Raw genomic sequence first — 26041 nt, 5'->3', positions numbered from 1 at the left:
TGTTTGTAAAACGAAATTTAACTCAATAGTTGTCTAGTTTACAACTTCAATTTTGATTTTCGAATATTTATTGTTTTTCTCTGTTTCCTTTAAACTGAGGTTTCCTAGGCTGTTTTTTTAGAGGGTTTTTGGTAAGCTCACTATATTCTTGTCTATTTTTAAAAATCCTCAAAGAAGCAAAAACAGCTTCTTTAAATGATCCATTATCAGCTTTGTTTTTTCCTGCAATTTCGAAGGCTGTCCCGTGATCAGGAGACGTACGTACTTTATTTAAACCTGCGGTATAATTGACGCCTTTTCCAAAAGACAATGTTTTAAAAGGGATTAGTCCCTGATCATGATAGGCCGCAACAATCGCATCAAAAGCTTTGTAACCATCTGAACCAAAAAAACTATCTGCAGCATACGGTCCATAAACTAATTTACCCGATTCATTTATCTTTGTAATCGTAGGCTTTAATACCTCTTCATCTTCCTTACCAATTACACCATTGTCACCACTATGCGGGTTGATTCCTAAAACTGCTATTTTTGGTTTACTAATTCCAAAGTCTTGTTTTAGAGCCGTATAAATTGTATCTATTTTTTCTTCAATTAGTTCTGGTGTAATTGTATCAGCAATATCTTTTACTGCGACATGATCTGTTAGCAGACCTACCTTTAGCGTTTCGGTGATCATAAACATTAAGCTATTCCCTTCTAGCTCTTGATCTAAGTAATCAGTGTGTCCGGGAAAATTAAAATCTTCGGATTGTATGCTATGTTTGTTAATCGGAGCTGTTACCAAGACATCTATTTCGTCATTTTTTAATGCGTTGGTAGCGGCTTTTAAGGATTTGATGGCATACGATCCGGCTTTTTCATCTTCTTGTCCAAAATTAATATCTACTCCTTCTTTCCATACATTTAGGACATTTACTTTACCATCCAGAATTTGAGAGGTTTTATCAATGCCGTGAAAATTCATAGTAATAGTATATTGTTTTTTAAGAAAAGAAAGAATCTTTACAGATGCAAAGATCACAGGAGTACAAAAATCCAGCATACGAGGATCCTCGAACGTTTTTAATACTACTTCACTTCCAATACCATTTAGGTCACCAATCGATATTCCTAATCTTATTTTTTCTTCTTTCTTCATTATAACTTACTTTATAAGTATTTTTGAAATCTAAAAACAGATCACAAATTATAAGGTCACAAATTTAACTAAATAATTCGCATTTATGTTTACAGGAATCATTGAAGAATTAGGAACGGTTACGAACCTAAAAATGGATCAGGAGAATTTGGATATAACGATTCACGCGAATTTTACTCCTGAGTTAAAAATTGATCAAAGTGTGGCTCATAATGGAGTATGTCTAACGGTGGTTTCAATTCAGGAAGACAGGTATGTTGTAACAGCAATTAAGGAGACTTTGGACAAGACAAATCTAAAATATCTCAAAGAAGGACAGGTCGTCAATTTAGAACGCGGTATGAAACTAGGCGCTCGGCTGGATGGCCATATCGTACAAGGTCACGTGGATCAGACTGCTATTTGTACTGCGATTAAAGAGGCAGATGGAAGTTGGTACTTTACTTTTGAATATGATCCTTCGTTAAATAATATTACCATAGAAAAAGGCTCGGTTACGGTTAATGGAGTAAGCCTTACCGTGGTGAATTCGCAAAAACACGAATTTAGGGTAGCGATAATTCCTTATACTTATAAGCACACTAATTTCAGTACTTTCAATCTGGGCACTAAGGTAAATTTAGAGTTTGATGTAATTGGTAAATATGTGAAAAGAATTACGGAATTAGAGTAGTTAAACTATAATATCTTTAACTGGCCAAAATCGTATCAATTTTTTCTACTTCATTAAATCGAAATAAAGAAAAAGACTCTTCATCTATTTTTAAAATTACACCTCCTAAATCACCAGAATTGGCGCACGATTTGAAATCCAAAACTTTGCCAAAATGTTGACTTTTGGTATCAATTACTTTATACTGCATAATCACAGGTTTTGATTTGTATTCCCTCTATCATCACTGCTGTTCTTTCCCCAAAAAACACGCCAGAATGTAAAGTGCTGATCGTGCAAATTTAAAATGAGAGTCTCTATTAAAAAAAATATTTTATCATATTTTATTAACAAAAAAATGCTACCCATCTGATTATCAGGTGTTAAAACTCGAAAAATGATACTGTTCTTTTACTAATAAGTACTGTTTTTATAACGCTAAAAACATAGAACTCTCTTCTACACGTAAAAGATCGCTTTAGAAGTGAATTCATGTAATCGTATAAGTTAATCATTTTCTGTTGAGTTTGTAATATCTGCAGAACAAAGTAGCCAAGACCATAACAAACCTCCGGAAACATGTTTTTTATAGAGCACCAACTTTCTCCGCTAAGTTCAGTTTATTACAATTATAAAGGTGAATTATATAACGTCAATCTATTTGTTTTATATTAACTTTGATAGAAGCAATTACGTACTTAAAAATCCACAAAACCTCCATGAAAATTTTCAGCTGTCCGAATTGTTCATCCTTATTATATTTTGAAAATACTATGTGTAGAAATTGTCAAAGCTCAGTAGGTTTTGATTTTAAAAGTTCTGAATTTGTGCTTATCGATGGGATAATATCACAATCAACCACTCATACCACGGGGTTTGCAAAATGCTGTAAGAACTTTCATATATCTGTATGTAATTGGGTTACCGAATATCAAAATGATACCTTTTGTAAGTCTTGTAATACTACTCAGATTATTCCTGATGTTAATGATCGTGACAACCTCGAAAAATGGAAACGATTAGAAGCCGCTAAACGTAGATTGCTTTATCAATTGTCACGTTTGGGACTAAGCTTTCATAAAGAGACAGATCTCTATCCAAAAGGACTTCTATTTAATTTCCTTTCCACAGGTAATTCAGAAGGTTTGGTTACTGGTCATAATGATGGAGTGATTACGATACTCTTAGAAGAAGCTGATTCTATAGAGCGAGAACAGATTCGTAAACAAATGTCAGAACCGTATAGAACTCTGATTGGTCATTTTAGACATGAAATAGGGCATTATTATTGGCCGATAATCATACACCAATCCAATATTGAAAAGTATAGATCAATATTCGGAGATGAGCGAAAAGATTATCAACAATCGTTAGAGGCTCATTATAAAAATGGAGCTACTTCGGATTGGAATCATTTTTTTATAAGTAAATATGCATCGTCTCATTCCTGGGAAGATTGGGCGGAAACCTGGGCACATTATCTTCATCTTCTGGATGCTTTAGAAACCGCTCATTTTTCAGGGATCGGCTTAATGAATAACGAAAAAACATCTTATGTGGTATGTCCAAATCCTTATACATTAACCAGCTTTGAAGAAATTTTAGACTGGGGTGTTAAATTGACTTGTGCAGGAAATAGTTTGAATAGATCTATGGGCTTATCCGATATCTATCCATTTATAATCCCCGAACCAGTCGTTAAAAAATTAAATTTTATTCATGAGGCTCTCAGTACATACACGTCTACAACATAGTTTAGAAATAGTGATTAGAATATTTATTTTTAAAATAACTGCAACCTAATCAGGATAAAAGTCGCCAGTGAGATTTTGTGGCGACTTTGTTGTATATAACTTATCCAGATTGTGCATATTACTGTTTTAATAAGTGTCCGCTTTTTTCAATTTCACCAATTTTTAATTGATATATAATGCATTTTTTAGTATTCCACTGTCAAAATTCACTTCATGACTACTCTTTGATTGCGCTGTTTAATTTATAATAACCGCTATTGGTTTTCCTGATATATCATAGAGAGATAATTTTACCAAGTCCGCCTTGTTCAAAGTATACTGAAATGTGACTTGATCCTGAAAAGGGTTTGGGAATACTACTATTTCTTTTCTATAGTATTTGGCGGTAGTTTTTCAGAAGTTATCAATGTTGAGGCTATCTTTGTTTGTGGGCAACTGGACACAGTGCTTGTGTGATTGTATAGACGCCCTAAAATAAGCGCCGGTAGTGGCTCTAAAACCAGGGCTAAAACGTATTCTGTTGCCTGTCTGAAATCTATACTTGCTGAATTTTAGATTTTTTAAGAACGTTAGACAATCCTCCTTTGATTATTATTACTTCAGCATATCAGGAATATGCCATGGAAGGGTATGAACTAGCTATTCAGGATTATTTACTTAAACCTTTTAGTTTTGAACGTTTTTTAAAAGCTGTTAACAAGGCAGCTCAACAAAAAAAACTATTGGAGACTTCTAAAAACAAAAGTGAATTGGAGATTACTACCAAAGCTTCATCTAACTCTGCAAGTAATCATCAAGAACGTATATTTATTAAAGGAGATAAGAAAACGCATCAAGTATCACTAGATGGTATTTTATACTTGGAGAGTATCGGTAGTTATGTGAAAATTCATTTGAAAGATAAAACCATTGTTTCGTTAGATAGATTAACAAATTTTGAAAATAAACTTCCTAATAATCTTTTTATACGAATTCATCGTTCCTATATAATCGCTGTTGGAAAAATTAATTTTATCGAAGGGAATCGTGTGAAAATTAATGACATATTTATTCCCGTCGGGAGTGTTTATAAACAAAATTTAACCAAATTTTTGAAATAAGCTTGATTGGTTTTGTCGTATTAAACAAAAAAAGCCCTAGTTTTCACTAAGGCTTTTCGGTGGTCCCACTTGGGCTCGAACCAAGGACCCTTTGATTATGAGTCAAATGCTCTAACCAGCTGAGCTATGGGACCTAAAACGGAGGGCAAATTTAAGTAATTGCTATAAACACGCCAAATATTTTTATCATTTAATTTATCTCCTGACAAAGCTCTACCAAAACACCATTGGTGGTTTTAGGATGTACGAAGGCAACAAGCTTATTATCAGCTCCTTTTTTTGGAGTTTTATTAATTAATTGAAAGCCTTCTTTTTCCAATCGTTCCAACTCTTTTTCGATATCATCCACATCAAAAGCAATATGATGGATACCTTCTCCTTTTTTGGAAATAAATTTTCCAATAGGACCATCTTCTCTAGTGCTGGCAACTAACTCTATTTTATTTTCTCCTACTTTGAAAAAAGAAGTGATGACCGCTTCGCTTTCTACAACCTCTTGTTTGTATGCAGGAACACCTAACAGATGCTCATATAATGTGTTGGCCTGATCAATATCCTTTACTGCAATTCCGATATGTTCTATTTTATTAATAGGATTCATCTGTTAATTTTATTGTTTTTATTATTCTGTAATTTGCCTTGAATCATTTTGAAAATATAAACCATAACTTTTATGACTTATTTCATGACAGATTGTTATGACTTTGGAAGTAAAAGTACAAAATAGGTCTCAGCAAAGGATTTTTATAATAAAAGAAAATCAATACATAACATATTTAGCTATTTTTGCAGTTATGGAAACAAACAGACAGAAAAAAATAGGTGGAGTATTACAGCGTGATGTTGCAGATGTAATACAACATGCGTTACGTGAAGCTGGAGTGCAAGGGATTTTAGTTTCCGTTACTAAAGTAAGTGTAACTACAGATTTATCAATTGCGAAAGTATATATGAGCGTTTTCCCTCATGGAGAAGGCGAAAGAGTATTAGATGAGGTCAATGCGGTAAAATCGCAAATAAAACATCAGGTAGCACAACGAACGAAAAATCAACTTCGTCGTATGCCAGAGTTGTCATATTTTATAGATGATTCTTTGGAGTATATAGATAATATTGACAAAGCCATAAAGGGTAAAGAAAATCCTATTCAAAATCCTGATTTACTGCCGCGTCGTAAAAAGAAGTGAAGTTTTATTGGGTTTGACACATAATAAAGATTAGATAATCTATTTAATCTTTTATCTTTATTCCAAAATTAAATTTATTGAGATTCGGTATTTAACGATTTGAAATTTTCCTATTACATCGCTAAGCGGTATTTATTTTCTCCTGGTAGCAGTAATGCAATTAACATTATAACTGGTATTGCAGCTGCTGGTGTAGTCATTGGTGCAATGTCGTTGTTTTTAGTATTGTGCGGGTTTGCTGGGCTAAAGGATTTTAGTCTTCAGTTCTCGACTTATTTTGATCCTGATCTTAAGCTTTTTCCATCTAGTGGTAAAACTTTTGCTTTTACGGATGCTCAAAAAGAAAAATTAGCTACTTTAGAAGGAGTGGTTAGTTTTTCTGAGATTATAGAAGAGCGCGTATTTCTCGAGTTTAAAGACAAACAAAAAACCGGATTTTTAAAAGGCGTTGATGCTAATTATAAAGATGTAATCCAGACTGATAGTATTATAGCTGTTGGAGAATGGTTAACTGACAATGATTCGCAGGTAGTTGCGGGGTTTGGTGTAAGTAGAGAATTGGGTATGGGAGTTGAACAGATATACACCAATTTCTTAAACATATATGTTCCTAAACCGGGTAAAGGAATTCCTAAAGACCCCTCGAAAGCATTTAGAAAAAAAACCGCTGTTAATACTGGAATTTATACCGTAAATGAAGATCTGGATAAAAAATACGTTTTTTCTACGATCGGATTGGCAAGGGAATTATTAAAAATACCTATAGGATTTGTTACCAATATAGAGCTAAAGTTGTCACCAGATGTCGACGAAGATGATGTCAAAGAGCAATTGAATAGACTTTTTCAGGATCAAGTGATTATAAAAAACCGGATACAACTCAATGATACATTATATAAAATGCTAAATACAGAGAATTTAGCATCGTATTTGGTGATAACTTTGATCGCAATCATTGCTCTTTTCAATGTGGCAGGAGCAATTATTATGATGATCATTGATAAAAAAAATAATATTAAGACACTACACAATTTGGGAGCTCCCTTGCCAAAAATTAGAGCAATTTTCTTATTTCAAGGATCATTGATGACAATTTTGGGAACACTACTCGGGCTTCTTTTAGGTTTTGTAGTAATCATATGCCAACAGCAGTTTGGATTGTTGATGATTACACCTTCGTTACCGTATCCTACCAAGATTACTGTAGTAAGCTTTATACTAGTGTTTCTCACAATTACTGTCATAGGTATTGTGGCTTCATTACTAGCATCTAGCAGAATTAATCAGAAATTGGTGAGTTTTTATTAATCCATGCAGTATTACACAAACTCAAATCCGGCAAACTTTTTCTGAATTTCATCAAAAGCAGCAAATACATCTTCAGCGTCATCACTAGTTACCATTTTCATTCTGTATTCTTTAAAATGTGGAATTCCTTTAAAGTAGTTGGTATAGTGTCTACGTGTTTCAAAAACACCAAGTTTTTCTCCTTTCCAGTCAATAGCCATTTGTAGATGCCTGCGTGCTGCAATCACTCTCTCTGTTATGGTTGGCGGAGGTAAATGTTCTCTGGTTTCAAAAAAATGTTTTACTTCTTTAAAAAACCATGGATATCCAATACTGGCACGACCGATCATAGCTCCATCTAGTCCGTATTGGTCCCGCATTTCCATAGCACGTTCAGGACTATCCACATCTCCATTACCAAAAACAGGAATATGCATTCTTACGTTATTCTTTACTGCTGCAATTGGTTTCCAATCGGCATTACCTTTGTACATCTGCGCTCTGGTACGACCGTGTATAGCTATTGCTTTTGCTCCGACATCCTGTAATCGTTCGGCTACTTCTACAATTTTTATAGAATTGTGATCCCATCCTAATCTTGTTTTAACAGTAACCGGCAGTTTTGTATGTTCTACCATAGCCTTGGTTAACGAAACCATCAAATCGATATCTTTGAGAATTCCAGCTCCGGCACCTTTACTTACTACCTTTTTTACCGGGCATCCAAAATTAATATCTATAATATCCGGACCGGATGCTTCAACAATTTCGACCGATTTGAGCATGGACTCAAGATTTGCCCCAAAAATTTGAATTCCAACCGGACGTTCTTTCTCATAAATATCCAATTTCATAACACTCTTTGCTGCATCCCGGATAAGCCCTTCGCTAGAAATGAACTCTGTATATACAACATCTGCTCCCTGTTCTTTGCATAGTGCACGAAAAGGAGGGTCGCTTACATCTTCCATAGGTGCTAACAGCAACGGGAATTCCCCTACATCTATATCTCCAATCTTTGCCACAACCTTTGTCTATTACGTTATTTTGATTTTATTATGATGCAAAAGTACGAATTATAAGAATGGTTCACTGACTCAGTGACTTTCTATTCTCATGGTGGTTTTAAAAATGCTGGTATTGATGATATAAACCTTCTAAAATCGATTATATTTGCAGACTAAATGATTTTGATTCAACAGAATCAGATTTTTCGGGCAGGGATAGAAGTGGCATCCTTTTTTGTTGCTGTAGGTGAGAGCGGGAGAAAACAAAAAAGATATAACGGATAGCCCGGTTTAGCCCGCCTAAAAAAATAGAGATGAAGAACATTAGAAATTTTTGCATTATTGCACATATTGATCATGGTAAAAGTACATTGGCGGATCGGCTTTTGGATTTTACGGGATCTGTTACAGCTCGCGAAGCTCAGAATCAGCTATTGGATAATATGGATCTGGAACGTGAGCGTGGGATCACGATCAAGAGTCACGCTATCCAGATGGAGTACACCCATAAAGGGGAAGAATACATCCTTAATCTGATTGATACTCCAGGACACGTAGATTTTTCTTATGAAGTTTCTCGTTCTATAGCAGCTTGCGAAGGTGCGCTGTTGATTGTGGATGCTGCTCAAAGTATACAGGCACAAACTATTTCTAATTTATATTTGGCACTGGAAAATGACTTGGAAATTATTCCGGTGTTGAATAAGGTAGATCTGCCAAGTGCCAATCCTGAAGAAGTTACAGATGATATAGTTGATTTACTGGGTTGTGACCCTGAAGAGGTGATTCCTGCCAGTGCTAAAACAGGTGTTGGAATTGAAGAAATTCTGACAGCGATTATAGAAAGAATTCCTGCTCCAGAAGGTAATCCAGATGAGCCACTACAGGCTTTAATTTTTGATTCTGTATATAATTCTTTTAGAGGAGTAGAGACCTATTTTAAGGTGGTCAATGGCGAAATAAAAAAAGGACAACAAATTAAGTTTGTTGCTACAGGAAAAAACTATTTTGCAGATGAGGTAGGTACGTTAAAGTTAAATCAAGTAACCAAACAAGTCATCAAAACTGGAGATGTGGGATACTTGATTACAGGAATCAAGGATGCCCGCGAAGTAAAAGTTGGAGATACCTTGACGGATGCAAAGACACCTACTAAAAACCCTATTGAAGGTTTTGAAGACGTAAAACCAATGGTATTTGCAGGGATTTATCCTGTAGATACAGAGGATTATGAGGAGTTAAGAGCTTCTATGGAAAAACTACAGCTTAATGATGCTTCTTTAGTTTTTGTACCAGAAAGCTCGGCCGCTTTGGGGTTTGGTTTTCGATGTGGGTTTTTAGGAATGCTACATATGGAGATCATTCAGGAACGTTTGGAGCGAGAGTTCAACATGACGGTTATTACTACAGTGCCTAACGTTTCGTACCACGCGTTTACTAACAAAAACCCGGATGAAATTATCACCGTAAATAACCCATCTGATTTACCTGATCCTTCATCAATGAACCGGGTGGAAGAACCATACATTAAGGCTTCGATTATCACAAAATCGGATTTTGTAGGATCTGTAATGTCTCTATGTATTGAAAAACGAGGTGAGATTACCAATCAGACCTATTTGACTACAGAGCGGGTAGAACTTACATTTGATATGCCACTTGCGGAAATCGTTTTTGATTTTTATGATCGACTTAAAACAGTGTCCAAAGGATATGCTTCTTTTGATTACACTCCGATAGGGATGCGTCCTTCTAAACTGGTTAAAGTAGATTTATTGCTTAATGGAAACATTGTGGATGCACTGTCTGCATTATTACATATCGATAATGCGTATGCCATTGGAAAAAAGATCTGCGAAAAATTAAAAGAGCTAATTCCTCGCCAGCAATTTGATATTCCGATTCAAGCTGCGATTGGTGCTAAGTTTATTGCTCGTGAAACTGTAAAAGCATTGCGTAAAGATGTAACTGCCAAATGTTATGGGGGTGATATCTCTCGTAAACGTAAATTGCTTGAAAAACAAAAGAAAGGTAAAAAACGTATGCGCCAGGTAGGAAATGTAGAAATTCCTCAAGAAGCGTTTATGGCAGTACTAAAACTGAATGATTAATTTCTGTGGAGTCAAAAGGTGCTAAAAAGTAGGAAAAAGATGATGGTAAATTGTTAAAAGTTAGGTTAAATACATTTTTATAAGCTAAAATGTAGTTTTATTATTTTGATTGTATATATTTGTCTTGAAATAAAAATTCCAAAATCTACTTTTTGCCTCTAGAAAAGGTTAATTTAATAAAATTAATTATGCAGAATTTTTTCACTAAGCAACCTAATTACGTTTACTTTTTTATCATTTCTATTGTATTGGCTTGTCTTTCTTAATTGAAGATGAAGGAACTTTTTAGTGAGCCTACTCTTTCAGTTATATGTAAGGGATCAACTATTTCTTGCTCGTTTTGCTTCAATCATTTTGGTAAGTATATACTCTACACCGTTTTCATCGTTACTTTTAGTACTGTAATTGGCGACCGCTTTTACATTGGGGTGCGCATTTTGCATGGCAAAGCTATATCTTGCTTGTGACATCATCTCCAGATCGTTGTTGTAATCACCAAAAACCATCGTTTCTTCAGTCGAAATATCGAGATTTTTTTGAAGATTTTGAAGTGCATATCCTTTATTAGCATTATTATGAGATAGGTCCAACCACACCTTACCGGAAACTTTGACTTTTATCCTGTTTTCTAAATGCTTTAGTGCTGGATATAGATATTTTTCTGATCCTTTTTCGTTACATATGGCAATTTTTAGATATTGATCATCGAGTACTTGCGATAAATCTTTCACTATTTCATATCTGCCATAGAATTCTTTCAACATATTTTCGAATTCCTTACCATAATCTTGGATATACGCTTTTTTGCGTCCGCACAATATAACCTGAGAACCTTGAAGATCTTTGGTTAATTGTAGTAGCTCTAAATACGTTTTACGATCAATTTCTGTCGTTTGTAATTCTTCATCTTTGTGCATCGTTAATGCACCATTTTCTGCAATCACAATCATGTCATTTTTAATAGCATCCAGCTTATGTATGATGCTATAATATTGCCTTCCACTAGCTGCAACAAACGTCACTCCTAATTCTTTTAATTCTTCAAACAGGTAAAAAAAAGATTGACTTACTTCTCCTCTGGAGTTAAGCAAAGTGCCATCCATATCAGTAGCTACTAGTTTTATTTGGGATAAATCCATGAGATCAAAAATTTACATAGCAAAGGTATTGTGGTTAAAAGTAATACAGCCTATGTTTGATATAAAATTTTTATTAATTTAGTTAAAAACAAGGCTTACTGTCATCTCGAGCGAAGTCGAGCGATTTTTTGATTCGTTTACACCTCGACTTCGCTCAGTGAGATATAAACTACTCTTTATATAAAATGAAATTTTTCCAAAAAGAAGTACAGCTCCAACCATTCCCTAGAGGTTTTCATTTAATTACTGACGAAGTGCTTGCTGACATCCCAGAAATTACTAAAATAGAAATCGGTCAATTACAGGTGTTTATTAAACATACTTCTGCAAGCTTAACAATTAATGAAAATGCTGATCCAACAGTTCGGCAGGATTTTGAAAGTCATATGAATATTATGGTACCAGAAAATGCACCGTATTATATCCATACATATGAAGGTTCTGACGATATGCCAGCGCATATAAAAGCTTCCCTCATGGGTACGTCCATTCAAATACCAATAACCAGCGGAAAACTTAACTTAGGAATTTGGCAAGGAATCTACTTATGCGAACATAGAAACAACGGTGGTTCCAGAAAATTAGTATTGACGGCTTTTGGTTCCTAAAACCAACTAGCCCAAGGAATCCTTGATAACATCAATAACCAGGCAATTGTATAAAAAATTGCTAACATCTTGAACTTTGGAGTAGAGGTCAGTTTCTTTTTATGTTTAGAATATCCAATAGTTATAAAAACAACCATAGCAATCATCATCATAGGATGTTCTAGATTGTATAACCTTAATAAAGGATCTCCCATAATATCTTTTACAGAAACTCCTTCAGTAAACCACATTATACTTGGAGAAACAAAAAATATAATAATTCCTATTAGGAGCTGTAAATGTGTAACGATGAGACCAAAAAGTGATATTCTAAAATCTTTGGGAGCGTACTCTCTTTTAGTAAAGAAACCGATTAATGCATTAATCGTGGCAAGGGTTACAACAAGAACTACAAGGTAGGCCCAATAAGAGTGAAGTATTTGAATAGCTTCGTACATAATGATGTGTTTAGTTAGTGATCCGCCACGGCGGATGAAAATTGCTTAGTAATGTATTCAACATAGTAAGTTGAACTAATCCCATTTTATAGTGGGATGTTTTTAGATTCAATACTATCGTTTTCAAAGGTAAACATAATGTATAAAAAAACCTCGTTCAAGTTGAACGAGGTTTTTGAAATATAATTAAGGAGAAGTTTAGTTAAAGATATATCTTAAACCAACTTGCATTTGCCATCTTGATGATTGTAATCCTCTGTCATCTAACTGCTCTAATCCATCTTCAAAAGAAGCAGGGTTGAATGTAAATTCTGGATCAGGACCCGCTTGTACAGTTTCTATAAGCCCAACGTTTCCAGGAATAAACTTTCGTTTTCCCCAGTCCTCGTTTAAAAGGTTAGTGAAATTGAATATGTCTAAAGACACCTGAAGTGTATTCTTATATTTTCCAGTATTGATATAAAAATCCTGTAAGAATTTTAAATCAATAGTGTTACTCCAAGGACCTCTGTCTCCATTACGCTCTGCATATTGCCCTCTTCTGCTTCTTAGGTAATCATTTCCTTCGATAAATGCATTTAAAGCTGTCCACTGTTCAGCAGGTGTAGGTGATCCAGCTACAATATTACCATCATTATCTCTAAAAGGTACAAGTGTTATATCATTTTGAGTAGCAGGAATATATATCAATGCATTATCTCTAGAGTCATCATTTAATAAATCTCTTCCTTCTCTATATACGAAAGAATAAGGAGAACCCTGATTAGCTTCAAAGAAAAGTGCTATTGTAGATTTCATGAATCCAAGATATTCTTTTTCATAACTTACGTTTGCAGTGATACGAGAACCTTGCGAGAAATCAGATCTTGCTAAAGGGATATCAGAATTTTTACCGTTCACGGTTTGTATATTTCTCCACTGAGAACTGTTTTGAGAAGAGGTTCCATCAAAAATTGATTCTGACTCCCCATAAGCATATGATACGCTACCTTGGAAACCATTAGAGAAAGGCTTTCTTAAAGTAACAGATGCATTGTATGAGAAACCTTCACCAGTATTAGTACCTAAAGTAATTCTACCATAAGTGTTGTCTAAAAGATCACCAAAACTATCGCTATAAAAAGGTCTGTTGTCAGCTCCGTTCAGGGTGCCTTCGGCTTCTGCTATGTTTAAATTTTCATAATATATATTAGTAATTACATCAGTATATAAGAAATCTGCGCTAGCAATTAATCCCCATATTGGTAATTTTTGATCTATAGCGATATTGTACTTCATAAACTGAGGTAATCTTAGATCTGGCGAAAAGATATCAATATTACCTGCAAGTCCACCAGTACCCGGCTCAACTGCTACAGGTTGTTGATTAACATCAGGGTTGAAAGTAATCGTAGATGGATCTAAGTTAAATCCACCTGTAAATCCACCTGTAATACCATTGTTATTGTAAGATCCTCCAGGCCATACTAATGGAATTCTAGAAGTAAACATTCCTAAACCACCACGAACTTGAGTGGTGTTATCGTTTTTTACATCCCAGTTAAATCCAATTCTAGGAGATAAATGTGCTTTTGGATTGATCGCCTTACCAACTCTTGCTCCTTGAAGATCTTTACCAGCGGCTTCTAAAATAGGAATTGTTCTATTATTAAAATCATCATTCACAGGGCCGTCATCAAAAATAGGTACATCAACTCTTAAACCTGCAGTGAACTTAAAGTTTTCTGAAATATTTACTTCATCCTGAACATAAACACTTGGCTGATATAGCTTAAATTCTGAAGCTCCATCAGATTCATCACCTACTGCTGTGCCACCAACTAAAGAATAACCTCTTTGGTATTCGTCAATGATTCCATTGTAGAAGTCACTTACGCTATTGAAAGTGTAATCACCATAGTTGAATGCAAAGAAAAGATTCTTTATTTTTGAAAATTCGTGTTGCGTACCAATCGTAATAGTGTGTCTACCACTGTATATTTCAAAATTATCCGCAATATTTAAGATATCCTGATCTAATAAATTTGCTGTAGAAAAAGGCTCGGCACCAAAGGTAATTGTACCACCACCATCTCTAATATCAACACTAGGGAATGGATTGCCAGATGGATCACGATCATCTCTAACAGTCTTATATCCCACTAATAAGCTATTTGATGCCCAGCTCCCAAAAGAAGAGTTAAGCTCTAAAGTTGTTTCATTTTTAGTACTTTCGAAAAGCTCAGAACCATTGATGAAACCAATGTTTCTGTTTCCGCTATTTCTAGCTTCTAAGTTATCTGCTTTTACGAAATTATGTTTTACACTTAATTGGTTGTTATCATTAATATTCCAATCCAATCTTACCGTAAACTTATCACTTTCTAAAGTTCTGGTGTTGTTATCAAAACCACCTGGATTAAATCCGTACGTAGTTTGTAAAAAGTTCGAAAGATCCTGAATTTCAGACAAACTAGAATCTCCTTGGTAATTACTAAAATTAAATGGCTGAGGAGTTTCAGTTTCTTCTCTTTCGTAATTTACAAAATAGAACAATTTATCTTTTACGATAGGGCCACCTACTCTTACACCATATATATTAGAAGAAAACTCAGCTAATTTTTCTCTTGATTCTCCATCTCCAACAAGACTAGGAGGAGTTTTTCCTGCAAGATCCTGATTTCTGAAATATGTATATACAGATCCCTCTATTTTATTAGTTCCTGATCTCGTAATAGCATTAATTGCACCTCCGGCAAATCCTGATTGTCTTACATCAAATGGAGCAATGTTTATTTGAAATGTTTCAATCGCATCAATAGAAAATGGATTTACTCCTGTTTGTCCACCATCTGTTCCAGATCCTGCTAAACCAAATACATCATTACTTACACCTCCATCTATGTATAAAGCATTGTATCGGTTATTTTGTCCAGCTAAAGAAACTGAGAACCCGTCATCTCCTTCAGTGATCTGCGCTTGTGGAGTAATTCTCACAAAATCTGCTACAGATCTAGATACCGAAGGTAAAGAATTGATCTGTCTTTCTGTTACGGTAGTTTCCGTACCCGTCTTACCAGAGTCAAAGACTCCATTACGAGTAGCTGTAATAACGACTTCTTCAAGAGCACTAGCTTCTTCTTTCATCTGAGTGCTAATGTTTTTAGAATCTCCTAATTGAAGATATATCCCATCCTGAACAAATCCTAAAAACCCTACATAAGAGATAGTTACTCTGTATGGTCCACCAGTTCTCATATTGGCGATTCTGTAGAAACCGTCAAAATCTGTAATTGCAGCATACTTAGTCCCTGAAGGAGTGTGAGTTGCAATTACATTAGCACCTGGAAGTGCTGCTCCAGTATTATCTGTTACTTTTCCGTTCATGGAAGATTTTGTAATACCTTGAGCAAACGTTTCAGAAAACGTTGCCAAAAGAATCACAACAAATAAAAATGTAATCTTTTTCATTATAATGAATTGAGTTAATTGTTTGTCGCAAAAAAACGAATCTTTGCGCAATCTAAGTTTATCTTAATGTTAAAATTTTTACATAAAATTTTAACGGTTTTAAGGTAACTTAATTTTGTACTTAATTGATTTGTAGGTGATTGAAAATATTCAAAAGTTATCAACCAAAAAAAATCTAACTCAAGTACTTTTTTAGCAGTGTTTTTGTAGACGAATCGTGGTCAGAAATCTGCGAATTATCGATTTCATTTAAAATTTTTGTGGCTAATTGCTTACCTAATTCTACACCCCATTGATCGTAACTAAAAATGTTCCAAATCACTCCTTGAACAAAAATTCGTTGTTCATACATAGCTACAAGTGACCCCAAACTTTTGGGAGTTAATTTGTTGATAAGTAGGGTAGTGGTTGGTTTATTGCCCGAAAATATTTTGAATGGGACTAATTGTTTTAGTTTATCTTCAGGAAGGTTCTTGGACTTCAATTCTTCTAGAACTTCAGCTTCTGTTTTTCCATTCATTAAAGCTTCCGTTTGTGCAAAGAAATTTGCCATTAATTTGTCCTGATGATCTTTATCTTCAAACAAAGAGTGTTTAAAACCTATAAATTCTGCAGGAATAAGTTTTGTGCCTTGATGTATGAGTTGAAAGAATGCGTGCTGTGCATTCGTTCCTGGTTCTCCCCAAATGATTGTTCCGGTTTGATAGTCGATAGGATCTCCATTACGATCTACACTCTTACCATTACTTTCCATAATACCTTGTTGTAAATATGCAGGTAATCTATGTAGATATTGAGAATAAGGGATAATTGCTTCGCTTTCGGCACCAAAAAAGTTATTGTACCAGATACTAAGCAGTCCTAAAATAACAGGGATGTTTTCTTCGAAATTAGTAGTTCTGAAATGTTCATCCATTTCATGAGCTCCTTCTAATAATGATTCAAAGTTCTTATAGCCTACAGATAGACTGATAGACAATCCAACCGCGCTCCATAGCGAAAAACGACCTCCAACCCAATCCCATAGTGGAAAAATATTATTCTCAGAAATACCAAACTTAGTTACATTAGGAATGTTACTGGATACGGCAACAAAATGTTTGCTTACTGCTTCTTGAGATGCTTGTTTTGCAAACCAACTTCTTGCCGTGGTTGCATTAGATAACGTTTCTTGTGTAGAAAAGGTTTTTGAGACGACTACAAATAAAGTTGTTTCCGGATCAAGACTTTTTAAGTTTTGATGTACATGATCTCCATCTACATTGGATATATAATGTACGTTAAGATGGTTTTTGTAATATTCTAAAGATTCAGTGATCATAGCAGGTCCAAGGTCAGAACCGCCAATACCAATATTTACGATATCAGTAAATGGTTTATTGGTATATCCTTTTAATTCACCGTGAATAACCTTATCACAGAATACCTTGATTTTATTTTTTACAGCTGATACTTCTGGCACTACATTTTTACCATCAACGTTAACGTTACTATTTGAGGGAGTTCTAAGGGCTGTGTGTAGTACAGCTCTTCCTTCGGTTTCATTTATAGTCTCTCCTTCAAAATAACTCTTGATTGCTTTATCGAGTTGCACTTCTTTAGCAAGATCGAGTAAAAGCTTTTTTGTAGTTTCATCAATTCTGTTTTTAGAATAATCTACATAAAAATCCTTCCATTCTACGGAGAATTTTTCTGCTCTATCAGGTGATTGTATAAATAGATCCTTTAAATGCGTGTTTTTTATTTGCTTATAATGGCTTTGTAGCGCTTTCCAAGCTTTTGTGGTGGTCGGGTTAATAGTTGGTAATGCCATGTGGTTATAAAATTTCCTGTTTTGGTGTAAAAATAATACTATCTAATTTCGTTTTTAACGGTTCTATATGTTCATAAAAAGCAGGCTTTAAACTATCACTTAGCGGTTTGGATGCTGGTAAATCTTCTCTAAACGGATCGACTTCTTTTCCATTTTTCCAAAAACGATAACAAACATGGGGTCCACTCGTATTTCCAGTCATTCCAATATAACCGATTATCGCTCCTTGTCTCACATATTCTCCAACTTTTACAGCTCTTCTGCTCATATGCAAATATTGTGTGTCGTAGGTGGCGTTATGTCTAATTTTCACATATTTTCCATTTCCTCCTCTACGTTCTGACTTCGTAACCGTACCATCCGCAGTAGCCAGAATAGGGGTTCCAACTGGTGCGGCAAAATCTGTTCCACGATGTGGTCTTATTTTATTACCGTAATAACGTATTCTTCGCTTGAGATTATACCTTGAAGAAATTCTGCTAAACTGAACTGGTGCTCTTAGGAAGGCTCTGCGCAAATTGTTTGCTTCCTGATCAAAATAATCTGATGTCCCTTTAATCGTATCGTCTTCGAATTTAAAAGCGTATAAAGGTTTACTTTTATGTTCGAAATAAGAGGCTTTGATTTCACCAATCCCTGCTGGTATGGTATCGTTTATATATTTTTCTGTATATATAACTTTAAATTGATCACCTGCCTGAAGTCTTGTGAAATCTATAGTCCAAGCATAAATATCAGCCATTTTGTAGGCAACAAGAAAGCTAAGGTCCATCTCATCAAAAGTTTGAGACAGATTATTTTCTATAGTTCCCGAGGCTATTCTCTCAACTATTTTTACGGGTTTTGCACTTTTTCTGGCAACAATACTGTCTCTAAAATCTACTACGGTATAGTCTATCAGTCCATTTTGGTATACAAAAACCTGTGCTTTTTCGGTTGTATCTTTTGATTTGAGAAGGGTATATGCTTTGCCAGCTGTGATTCGGGCAACATTAAAGGTGTCTTTGATTTTATTTGAAATTTCGAAAACTTTAGCTCTGGAGATACCGTGACTATCTAAAATAGCTCCAAAACTATCTCCGGGCCTAATAGTATCTCTAATAACCTTGAAGTTGTCAAGATTGTACCCAAATTCTTTAACAATTGGGGGCTTTTTTATTTCTTCAACTATTTCGGGAGCAACAACTGCCGGTTCTTTTTTTTCTTGCTGACATGAAATCAATACTACTGCCATGAGTAGTAGACAACTTAAATTCTTCAACTGACTTTATTTTGTGGTATTAAATTGATGGGTAACCCATTGTTGTCCCCAATTTTCTTTCTCTTCTGCACTCCAAAGATTAGGAAAAAAAATAATCCTTTGAAAACTTGGAGGTAAAAACTTTTTCCAGTTGGTTCCTCCTGTGGCCAACACTTCGCCTTTATCTCTATTAAGATACCTGTAGGCGGCACCCATATGCATTAATAACCAATTAATATTCACATTGGTGTCAAAAGTACGCAATGCATTAATAAGCTGCACATTATTTTGTTCTTTTTCCGGAAGTTCCAGGTATCTGTGATAAATAGTGCTCTGTTTTACCTGATGTGCAATACGCATCATCCTAGGAGTATATCTATACTCAAATTGTTTTAATGTGAGCGTCTTTTCACCGGTTTTAATATCGGTAGCTCCAGATTTCCAGTACAAGTGTTCATAAACTTCTTCAAGAGGATCTTCTTCAGAAAATTGATCTCTTTCTTTACTGTTTACCAAATTAGCTAAGGGAGTGGCATAAATCTCGATCATCCTGAATTGTACTGATTGAAACCCACTAGCAGGAAGTAAAGACATTCTGTACTTTAAGAATTGATCTCTATCCATTCCTTTGATCATTACATCAAACGAGTCGATCAAAACTCTAAAGTATCTATTGATCCGGTCTAGTTTTTTTGTAAAAAATTCTGCCGTCTGTAATTTATCATCAATAATTTGCTTAAGCTCATGGATTATCAGTTTGAAATAAAGCTCAGTAATTTGATGATACATTATAAATATTTCCTCATCAGGAAAATGTGTTCTTGGAATTTGTAAACTAAGCAAAGTATCCAGATGTATATAATCCCAATATGTCAGGTATCGGTCGTGTAGTAAACCATCTAAATAAGATCCCAGATCCTGTCCGGAGTTTTTAAACTTTTTTTCGAGTAGCCTTATTTTTTCGGCAATCTCTGGCTGTATGGATTCGTCCATTAATCTATTACAATTTTGAGAGGATGTTTAAGTCCTTTATAAGCTATTAAATCTGCATTTATTGATCCTACAAGAATATCTGCTTTTATTCGAATAGGCATTCGATTATCATCATCACTTACCCAAACAGTCAAACTTTCTTCTTCTTTAAAGACTCTTTCTGCCTGTACTATTGGGCGAAATTTTAAACAACGTATTTTATTGCCATTCATTTTAACAGTCTCTCTTCCTAAAAAACGTAGTTTAAACAGATAATTTTCGTTGTCAAAAAACATATTGACTAGTTGCTCATCTCCTTTCTTTAGCGAAGATACATCAATATTATTTCTCAAATAATAAAAGGAAGACATCATATCTTGGATATTGTCCTTGATGCTAAATGTTTCTTTTTTATCATATTTTTTATTAAATACTAATGCTTTTTTGTTTTCATGATCAAAGTTAATCTCGATATCTTTGGTATGCCCACCTTCATTGATTTTACGAATAAAGCGATAGGGTTTTACCTTATTTTTATCTACATATGTTTCATAATAGTCTTCTACTTTGAAAAACACACTAAGGAGCCCAGACGATTTTCCGGTTCCTATGATATGATGTACTGGCTTTCCATTGAGTGTTTCATCCTTTACTTCTAGGGTAGCATAGCTAGCAGTAAAAACACCATAACGAATTTTGAATTTGAACCATTCTCCACTTTCAAAAGAACTGTGGTTATCTTGAGCAATAGAAGTAGTTCTAACAAGGATTAATAATAAAAGAATGTATCTTTTCATATATATTTGGGTGTTGTTTCATTAAATGCAAACACTAATGCTAAGAGTATTTGCAATATCCATTCCAAAAGTACTATATTATATAAACAGATAAAAACAGGGAGTATTACTAAATTTTAAAAAAGTAATAAAAAAAGAGAGCCACCACAGCTCTCTTTTTACTTTTATTAACCAACTAAAAACTTAAATTATGAGAATAATTATTGTTTTTGGTATAAGCAGTAACCACTCCGCTTATAATACAAACATCCGCTTTTTTTGCATAATTATCAAACGAAAACGTTTTTTTATTATCATATTTAACAAAAATTTAGGTAGAAACGAATTATTTTTCAATAATCTCAATTTATTAACACAGGCTGCTTAAATTTTTCAAAAAATTTTAAGCAAATATTAAATTTACAAGGTCCCGCGTTGTTCCTGCTCTCTTTCAATAGCTTCAAAAAGTGCTTTAAAATTACCTTTTCCGAAAGATTGCGCCCCTTTTCTTTGAATTATTTCAAAAAACATTGTGGGGCGGTCCAAAATAGGTTTAGTAAAAATCTGTAACAAATACCCTTCATCGTCACGATCGATCAGAATCCCAAGTTCTTTCAAAGGTTCGAGATCCTCATCAATTTCACCAACTCTATCCAGCACAGTTTCATAATAACTGGCGGGTACGGTAAGGAATTCTACTCCGCGGTTTCGAAGTGCGGTGACCGTTTCTATAATATTATCTGTGGCCAATGCCATATGTTGTACTCCTGCACCATTATAAAAATCGATATACTCTTCAATCTGTGATTTTTTTCTTCCTTCAGCTGGTTCGTTAATGGGAAATTTAATTCTACCATTACCGTTGCTCATTACCTTACTCATTAAAGCAGTATATTCTGTAGAAATATCTTTATCATCGAAAGATACAAGTTGCGCAAATCCCATAACTTTTGCATAGAACTCGCACCATTTGTTCATTTCATTCCAGCCTACGTTTCCAACCATATGATCTATGTACTTAAGCCCTGTAGATGCTGTTTTGTAGGGCTTATCCCAAGCAATATAACCAGGCAAGAACGCTCCTTCATAATTTTTTCTTTCTACAAAGACATGAACAGTTTCTCCATACGTACGTATCCCAGAGAAAACTACGGTACCATTTTTATCTTCTTTGGTTATTGGTTTCATATAGGATTTCGCACCCCGTTTAATAGTCTCCTCATAACTTTTTGCGGCATCATCGACCCAGAGAGCAACCACTTTTACACCATCACCGTGTGCATTAATGTGTTCGTTTATATCACCATCTGGTTGTAAAGGAGAAGTAAGAATCAAGGTTATTTTGTCCTGACGTAATACATAAGAAACCCGATCTTTAAGACCAGTTTCTAATCCTGCATATGCAATCGGTTGAAATCCCCAAGCGGTCTGATAATAATATGCCGCTTGTTTTGCATTACCTACATATAACTCTACGTGATCTGTACCTAGGAGCGGCAGAAAATCTTCAGCTTGTGGAACTACTTTTTCTAAATCTTGTGGTTTTATATTTGTTGACATGATATTTTTTTTAATTAGATAATTAGTGAATGTGAAAATCAGATACTGATCATTATCTTGTTTTCGAAAATCTTCAGGTTTTTATTAATTAAACTACCACATTGCTCTTAAGTGTGGAGTAATATCTTTTCTATAACTTAGCATTTCTTAACTTTTTCAATAGGTTGCATAATCATTGACTATTCTAACCAAGATTTATAATAATCCCCATCTGCTATTTTGATGGCTTCTTTGGTTACCATAAGAGGTTTAAATGTGTCTACCATTACAGCGAGTTCGTCTGTTTTGGTTTTGCCAATACTTCTTTCTACAGCGCCAGGATGTGGGCCATGCGGAATTCCAGCTGGGTGCAGGGAAATATGACCTGCAGCAATATCATTTCTACTCATAAAATCGCCATCTACGTAATAAAGTACCTCATCGCTGTCAATATTACTATGGTTATAGGGTGCAGGAATACTCTCAGGATGATAATCATATAATCTAGGGACAAATGAGCAGACCACAAATGCATCTGTTTCAAAAGTTTGATGTACTGGTGGCGGTTGATGTATCCTTCCTGTAATAGGTTCAAAATCGTGAATAGAAAATGTATATGGGAAATTAAACCCATCATAGCCTATCACATCAAAAGGGTGCGTGGCGTAAATCATATCGAATATTTCGTCTTGCTTTTTTACTTTGATCAGAAAATCTCCTTTTTCATCATTGCTTTCTAATTCATAAGGAGCTCTTAAGTCCCGTTCGCAAAAAGGCGAATGTTCTAATAACTGACCAAACCAATTGCGGTACCGTTTTGGTGTGTAAATTGGTCTTCTTGATTCTACGATGAATAATCGATTATCTTTTGTATCAAAATCAAGTTTATAAATTGTACCTCTCGGAATTAAAATATAATCTCCATATTTAAAATCCAGATTACCCAGGTGACTTCTAAATTTACCACTTCCTTTATGAATAAAAATAAGTTCGTCTGCGTCAGTATTTTTATAAAAGTAATCTGATGTAGATCCTTGAGGAGCAGATAAAATAATACTTACATCACTATTGGTGAGTACATTTTTTCTGCTTTGCAAATAATCTTTTTCGGGTTTTGTATTAAATCCGTGCAATCGATAGGATTGAATATTATTTTTTATTGCTATTTCTGGAGCTACGCTGTAGCTCCCTTTTATTTCTTTTACTTGCGTGGGTCGCTGATGGTGATATAAATTGGTTGACATACCATCAAAACCGACAGTTCCAAATAATTGTTCGTAATATAAGGTGCCATCTGGCTTTCTAAAGATCGTATGTCGCTTAGGCGGTATGTTGCCTAAAGAGTGATAAAAAGGCATGAGTGTTAAAGATTATGGTGTTAATTACTAGATTCTTAAAAAGTAAACAATAGCAATCTCTACCTTATTCCGGGTTACGTTTAATAAAGTAGTGTAGTAGTAATAATAAGTCCTGCCAATAAAAGCTCATAATGTTACAAATATCGGAAATATTTCAATCTTTTTGATCGTAAAACGTACTAAAACCAAAAACCAATGCTAAAAAACCATTCTCCTTCCTTTTGTTCTGGAGAATATGAATATTTTACTTGCAAAGGTCCGGCAAATGTTTCTAGTCCATAACCCAGTGCATATCCTGAGTATTCGGGTGACTCCAACCACCCTCCGTTTTCAAACAACCTATTACCAATATTAGCGTAGTTAGCAGCAATGTTGATGTGGTTTTTCGAAAATATTTCATAATTTAAAGTAATGGTCGTTTTAAAATAACTGTTCCCAACAATGCTTAGAAAATCATATCCATAAAACGGAATATTATTATTAATCATTTTTGCTCCAAAACCACCCATGAAAAAATTAAGACTTCTAATATTTTGTTCTTCCCATCTGTTGCCCGCACTTACTTCAAGATTAGCCGAGGTTTTTCTAGAAAGTCTGAACGCATAACCAAAATCAGCTTTCGCAATAACAAAATTACTATCTTCACTATTGGGGTTGTTGTCAAAAAGGTAATAATTAAGGTTTCCATTAAAGAAAAAGCCAGAAGCTGGAAAGTACTTGTTATCGTAGCTATCAAATTTTAAATTTGAGAAGGCGCTCCAGTAATTACTATTATCAAATACGACCCTTGGCAATTGATCTTCATCTTCTCCTATCGTCTCAGAAATAAGCCGAAATCTTCTATATTCTGCTCCAAGCCGTAGAGAAAAGGTTTGATTCAATAAAGTTTCTGCATAGAATTGAGTTTTAAAATCCATATAATCCAAGTTTATCTTATTAACTTCGATATCAGGTAGACTAAAATCTTCTCTTACCAGTTCATATTCTACATTTCTGTTAAAACGATTCAGACTGTTCTTTAAACCAATACTCCAATAGAATCCTTTGTCGATATAATAGTCAAAATTATATCTGATATTGTCCCCTAATGCTATATCGAATGATAGAACGTCATTATTAAATAATAAACTTTTCTTAGTGTAATTAACGAGCGCTGCTGTTTTATATAAATCATCATAATGAATTGCAAAACGTAAAAGCGCCGTGTTTTTTGATTCCTTTACATTAAGCATAAGTTCTTTACCGTCTTCTTTCTCTATAAGTCGATGACTAACTCTATCAAAATTTCCTGTCGCAGAGAGGTTATTAATTCCTTCGTATAACTTTTTGTAGGTGGTAATTTTAGGATTTTTTAGTTTTAGTTTTAATTTCCCTTTTATATAAGATCTTGTATATCGTTGGTTTCCTGAAATAACCAGACTGTTGATAAGAAGCGTATCAGAATTTTTGATAGTTTTGGGTCTAGACTCAGAAGGTTTTTGAAGTCGTTTAATCGCTCTTAATTTTTCATAATTAGCAAAAGCTGCTTTTTCTCCATTGGCAATAATTTTATCTGCCTGGTCAAAAGAAATTAATGAAAAGCCCAATATAGATGGTTTAATATATACATCAGTTTCCGGAATTTTGGACTTCATATCGTTTATCGTTCTGAAATTGCTTATTTGTAGCATAATATTTGTCACAGAGTTTAATTGATTTCGCGCCATTAAACTATCCTGAACATCTACTCCTATTACAATATCAGCTCCTTTTTTACGTATTTCTTCGATAGGATAATTGTTGGCGACTCCTCCATCAGTCATCAAAACACCATCCAATTCTACCGGACTAAAAATAGAAGGCAATGCGCCGCTAGCCGATACAGCTTCGGGCAAATATCCCTTGTCTAGCAAAATTTGTTCACCTGTGGCTATATTTGTAGCCATGCAAAAGAATGGAATAGGAAGTTTACTAAAGTCATCAACTTCGTGCACATGAGAGGTTAATCTAGCAAATTCATTAAAAAAATTCTGCCCTTTGGATAACCCTTGCGGTAACCCTATTTTATAATTATCAAAAGGAAGGGTTAATGCATATTTTTCAGAGTCCTCTCGTTCATAAAAGGTTTTAGCTTTTCTTGGTAAATCATCCTGAATTAAAACATTAAAATCCACTGTCCTGAAGATAGAATCTAACTCTTTTGCTGTATACCCCGAAGCATACAGAGAACCTATAATTGCGCCCATACTAGTTCCTCCTATATAGTCTATTCTGATGTCAGCTTCTTCGATAATTTTGAGGGCACCAATATGAGCTAAACCCTTGGCACCACCGCCACTTAGAACTAACCCAACCTTAATATCCTGATTTTTAGGGTTATCGTAGGGTTCAAGTATATCCTTCTCCTGAGAAAACATAGTTCCAGATACAAACAGCATTATACCAAGTACTGCTGTATTCAGGATGTTTTGTAAGCTTATTAGCATAAGGA

General features: G+C 34.6%; 22 protein-coding genes and 1 tRNA gene. 7 read left to right on the top strand and 16 right to left on the bottom strand.

Annotation, left to right across the window (positions count from 1 at the left end):
* Positions 1–67: 67 nt before the first annotated feature.
* Complete coding sequence (pdxA, locus tag ACWGOQ_RS05850) at positions 68–1141, bottom strand: 4-hydroxythreonine-4-phosphate dehydrogenase PdxA (RefSeq protein ID WP_452056063.1); 1074 nt, start codon at positions 1139–1141, stop codon at positions 68–70.
* Positions 1142–1226: 85 nt separating this feature from the next.
* On the opposite strand from pdxA, the gene ACWGOQ_RS05845 reads away from it, so the two are divergent.
* Positions 1227–1814, top strand: a complete 588-nt coding sequence (locus tag ACWGOQ_RS05845) for a riboflavin synthase (protein ID WP_452056064.1) — start codon at positions 1227–1229, stop codon at positions 1812–1814.
* 16 nt (positions 1815–1830) lie between these two features.
* Here ACWGOQ_RS05845 and ACWGOQ_RS05840 read toward each other — a convergent pair whose 3' ends face one another.
* Positions 1831–2004, bottom strand: coding sequence for a hypothetical protein (locus ACWGOQ_RS05840; protein ID WP_452056065.1), 174 nt, complete (start codon positions 2002–2004; stop codon positions 1831–1833).
* A gap of 508 nt (positions 2005–2512) precedes the next feature.
* On the opposite strand from ACWGOQ_RS05840, the gene ACWGOQ_RS05835 reads away from it, so the two are divergent.
* Complete coding sequence (locus ACWGOQ_RS05835) at positions 2513–3547, top strand: zinc-binding metallopeptidase family protein (RefSeq protein ID WP_452056066.1); 1035 nt, start codon at positions 2513–2515, stop codon at positions 3545–3547.
* Between the two features lie 237 nt (positions 3548–3784).
* Here the strand turns inward: ACWGOQ_RS05835 and ACWGOQ_RS05830 are convergent, their stop codons facing one another.
* Positions 3785–3910, bottom strand: coding sequence for a T9SS type A sorting domain-containing protein (locus tag ACWGOQ_RS05830; RefSeq protein ID WP_452056480.1), 126 nt, complete (start codon positions 3908–3910; stop codon positions 3785–3787).
* Positions 3911–4131: 221 nt separating this feature from the next.
* On the opposite strand from ACWGOQ_RS05830, the gene ACWGOQ_RS05825 reads away from it, so the two are divergent.
* On the top strand, positions 4132–4647 hold the full coding sequence (locus tag ACWGOQ_RS05825) for a LytR/AlgR family response regulator transcription factor (protein WP_452056067.1): 516 nt from the start codon (positions 4132–4134) through the stop codon (positions 4645–4647).
* A 60-nt stretch (positions 4648–4707) separates the two neighbouring features.
* Here the strand turns inward: ACWGOQ_RS05825 and ACWGOQ_RS05820 are convergent.
* A tRNA-Ile gene (locus ACWGOQ_RS05820) sits at positions 4708–4781 on the bottom strand.
* A gap of 56 nt (positions 4782–4837) precedes the next feature.
* Positions 4838–5239, bottom strand: coding sequence for a methylmalonyl-CoA epimerase (mce, locus tag ACWGOQ_RS05815; RefSeq protein WP_452056481.1), 402 nt, complete (start codon positions 5237–5239; stop codon positions 4838–4840).
* 202 nt (positions 5240–5441) lie between these two features.
* Here mce and rbfA point away from each other — a divergent pair, with 202 nt between their 5' ends.
* Positions 5442–5834: a 30S ribosome-binding factor RbfA gene (gene rbfA / locus ACWGOQ_RS05810; protein ID WP_452056068.1), complete on the top strand. Its 393-nt coding sequence runs from the start codon at positions 5442–5444 to the stop codon at positions 5832–5834.
* A 99-nt stretch (positions 5835–5933) separates the two neighbouring features.
* Positions 5934–7142 (top strand): ABC transporter permease, encoded by a 1209-nt coding sequence (locus tag ACWGOQ_RS05805; protein ID WP_452056069.1) that lies wholly within the window; start codon positions 5934–5936, stop codon positions 7140–7142.
* A gap of 11 nt (positions 7143–7153) precedes the next feature.
* Here the strand turns inward: ACWGOQ_RS05805 and dusB are convergent, their stop codons facing one another.
* Positions 7154–8146 carry a tRNA dihydrouridine synthase DusB gene (gene dusB / locus ACWGOQ_RS05800; RefSeq protein WP_452056070.1) on the bottom strand — a complete coding sequence of 331 codons (993 nt, stop codon included), beginning with the start codon at positions 8144–8146 and terminating at the stop codon, positions 7154–7156.
* Positions 8147–8442: 296 nt separating this feature from the next.
* Between dusB and lepA the strand changes: the two genes are divergently transcribed.
* Positions 8443–10239, top strand: coding sequence for a translation elongation factor 4 (gene lepA / locus ACWGOQ_RS05795; protein ID WP_452056071.1), 1797 nt, complete (start codon positions 8443–8445; stop codon positions 10237–10239).
* A gap of 320 nt (positions 10240–10559) precedes the next feature.
* Here the strand turns inward: lepA and ACWGOQ_RS05790 are convergent, their stop codons facing one another.
* Complete coding sequence (locus ACWGOQ_RS05790; protein ID WP_452056072.1) at positions 10560–11378, bottom strand: HAD family hydrolase; 819 nt, start codon at positions 11376–11378, stop codon at positions 10560–10562.
* Between the two features lie 185 nt (positions 11379–11563).
* On the opposite strand from ACWGOQ_RS05790, the gene ACWGOQ_RS05785 reads away from it, so the two are divergent.
* Complete coding sequence (locus tag ACWGOQ_RS05785; protein ID WP_452056073.1) at positions 11564–11986, top strand: secondary thiamine-phosphate synthase enzyme YjbQ; 423 nt, start codon at positions 11564–11566, stop codon at positions 11984–11986.
* Here the strand turns inward: ACWGOQ_RS05785 and ACWGOQ_RS05780 are convergent.
* From ACWGOQ_RS05780 to ACWGOQ_RS05740, 9 genes are all read right to left on the bottom strand, one after another.
* Positions 11983–12423 carry a hypothetical protein gene (locus ACWGOQ_RS05780; protein ID WP_452056074.1) on the bottom strand — a complete coding sequence of 147 codons (441 nt, stop codon included), beginning with the start codon at positions 12421–12423 and terminating at the stop codon, positions 11983–11985. The genes ACWGOQ_RS05785 and ACWGOQ_RS05780 overlap by 4 nt on opposite strands.
* Positions 12424–12621: 198 nt before the next feature.
* Positions 12622–15873, bottom strand: coding sequence for a TonB-dependent receptor (locus tag ACWGOQ_RS05775; protein WP_452056075.1), 3252 nt, complete (start codon positions 15871–15873; stop codon positions 12622–12624).
* A 175-nt stretch (positions 15874–16048) separates the two neighbouring features.
* Complete coding sequence (gene pgi, locus ACWGOQ_RS05770; RefSeq protein ID WP_452056076.1) at positions 16049–17686, bottom strand: glucose-6-phosphate isomerase; 1638 nt, start codon at positions 17684–17686, stop codon at positions 16049–16051.
* Between the two features lie 4 nt (positions 17687–17690).
* Complete coding sequence (locus tag ACWGOQ_RS05765; protein WP_452056077.1) at positions 17691–18947, bottom strand: M23 family metallopeptidase; 1257 nt, start codon at positions 18945–18947, stop codon at positions 17691–17693.
* A gap of 6 nt (positions 18948–18953) precedes the next feature.
* A complete protein-coding gene (locus tag ACWGOQ_RS05760; RefSeq protein ID WP_452056078.1) occupies positions 18954–19919 on the bottom strand; it encodes a tryptophan 2,3-dioxygenase family protein in 966 nt (321 codons plus the stop codon).
* A complete protein-coding gene (locus ACWGOQ_RS05755; protein ID WP_452056079.1) occupies positions 19919–20695 on the bottom strand; it encodes a DUF3108 domain-containing protein in 777 nt (258 codons plus the stop codon). Before ACWGOQ_RS05755 ends, ACWGOQ_RS05760 begins: the two co-directional genes overlap by 1 nt.
* A gap of 399 nt (positions 20696–21094) precedes the next feature.
* Positions 21095–22234 (bottom strand): 4-hydroxyphenylpyruvate dioxygenase, encoded by a 1140-nt coding sequence (gene hppD, locus ACWGOQ_RS05750; protein WP_452056080.1) that lies wholly within the window; start codon positions 22232–22234, stop codon positions 21095–21097.
* A gap of 179 nt (positions 22235–22413) precedes the next feature.
* Complete coding sequence (locus ACWGOQ_RS05745; RefSeq protein ID WP_452056081.1) at positions 22414–23571, bottom strand: homogentisate 1,2-dioxygenase; 1158 nt, start codon at positions 23569–23571, stop codon at positions 22414–22416.
* Positions 23572–23750: 179 nt separating this feature from the next.
* Positions 23751–26036, bottom strand: a complete 2286-nt coding sequence (locus ACWGOQ_RS05740) for a patatin-like phospholipase family protein (protein ID WP_452056082.1) — start codon at positions 26034–26036, stop codon at positions 23751–23753.
* Positions 26037–26041 lie beyond the last annotated feature (5 nt).

This window comes from Aquimarina ulvae, from assembly GCF_053613295.3.
The sequence above is the reverse complement of the archived record's forward strand: the minus strand, read 5'-3'. Positions and strand labels throughout refer to the sequence as shown.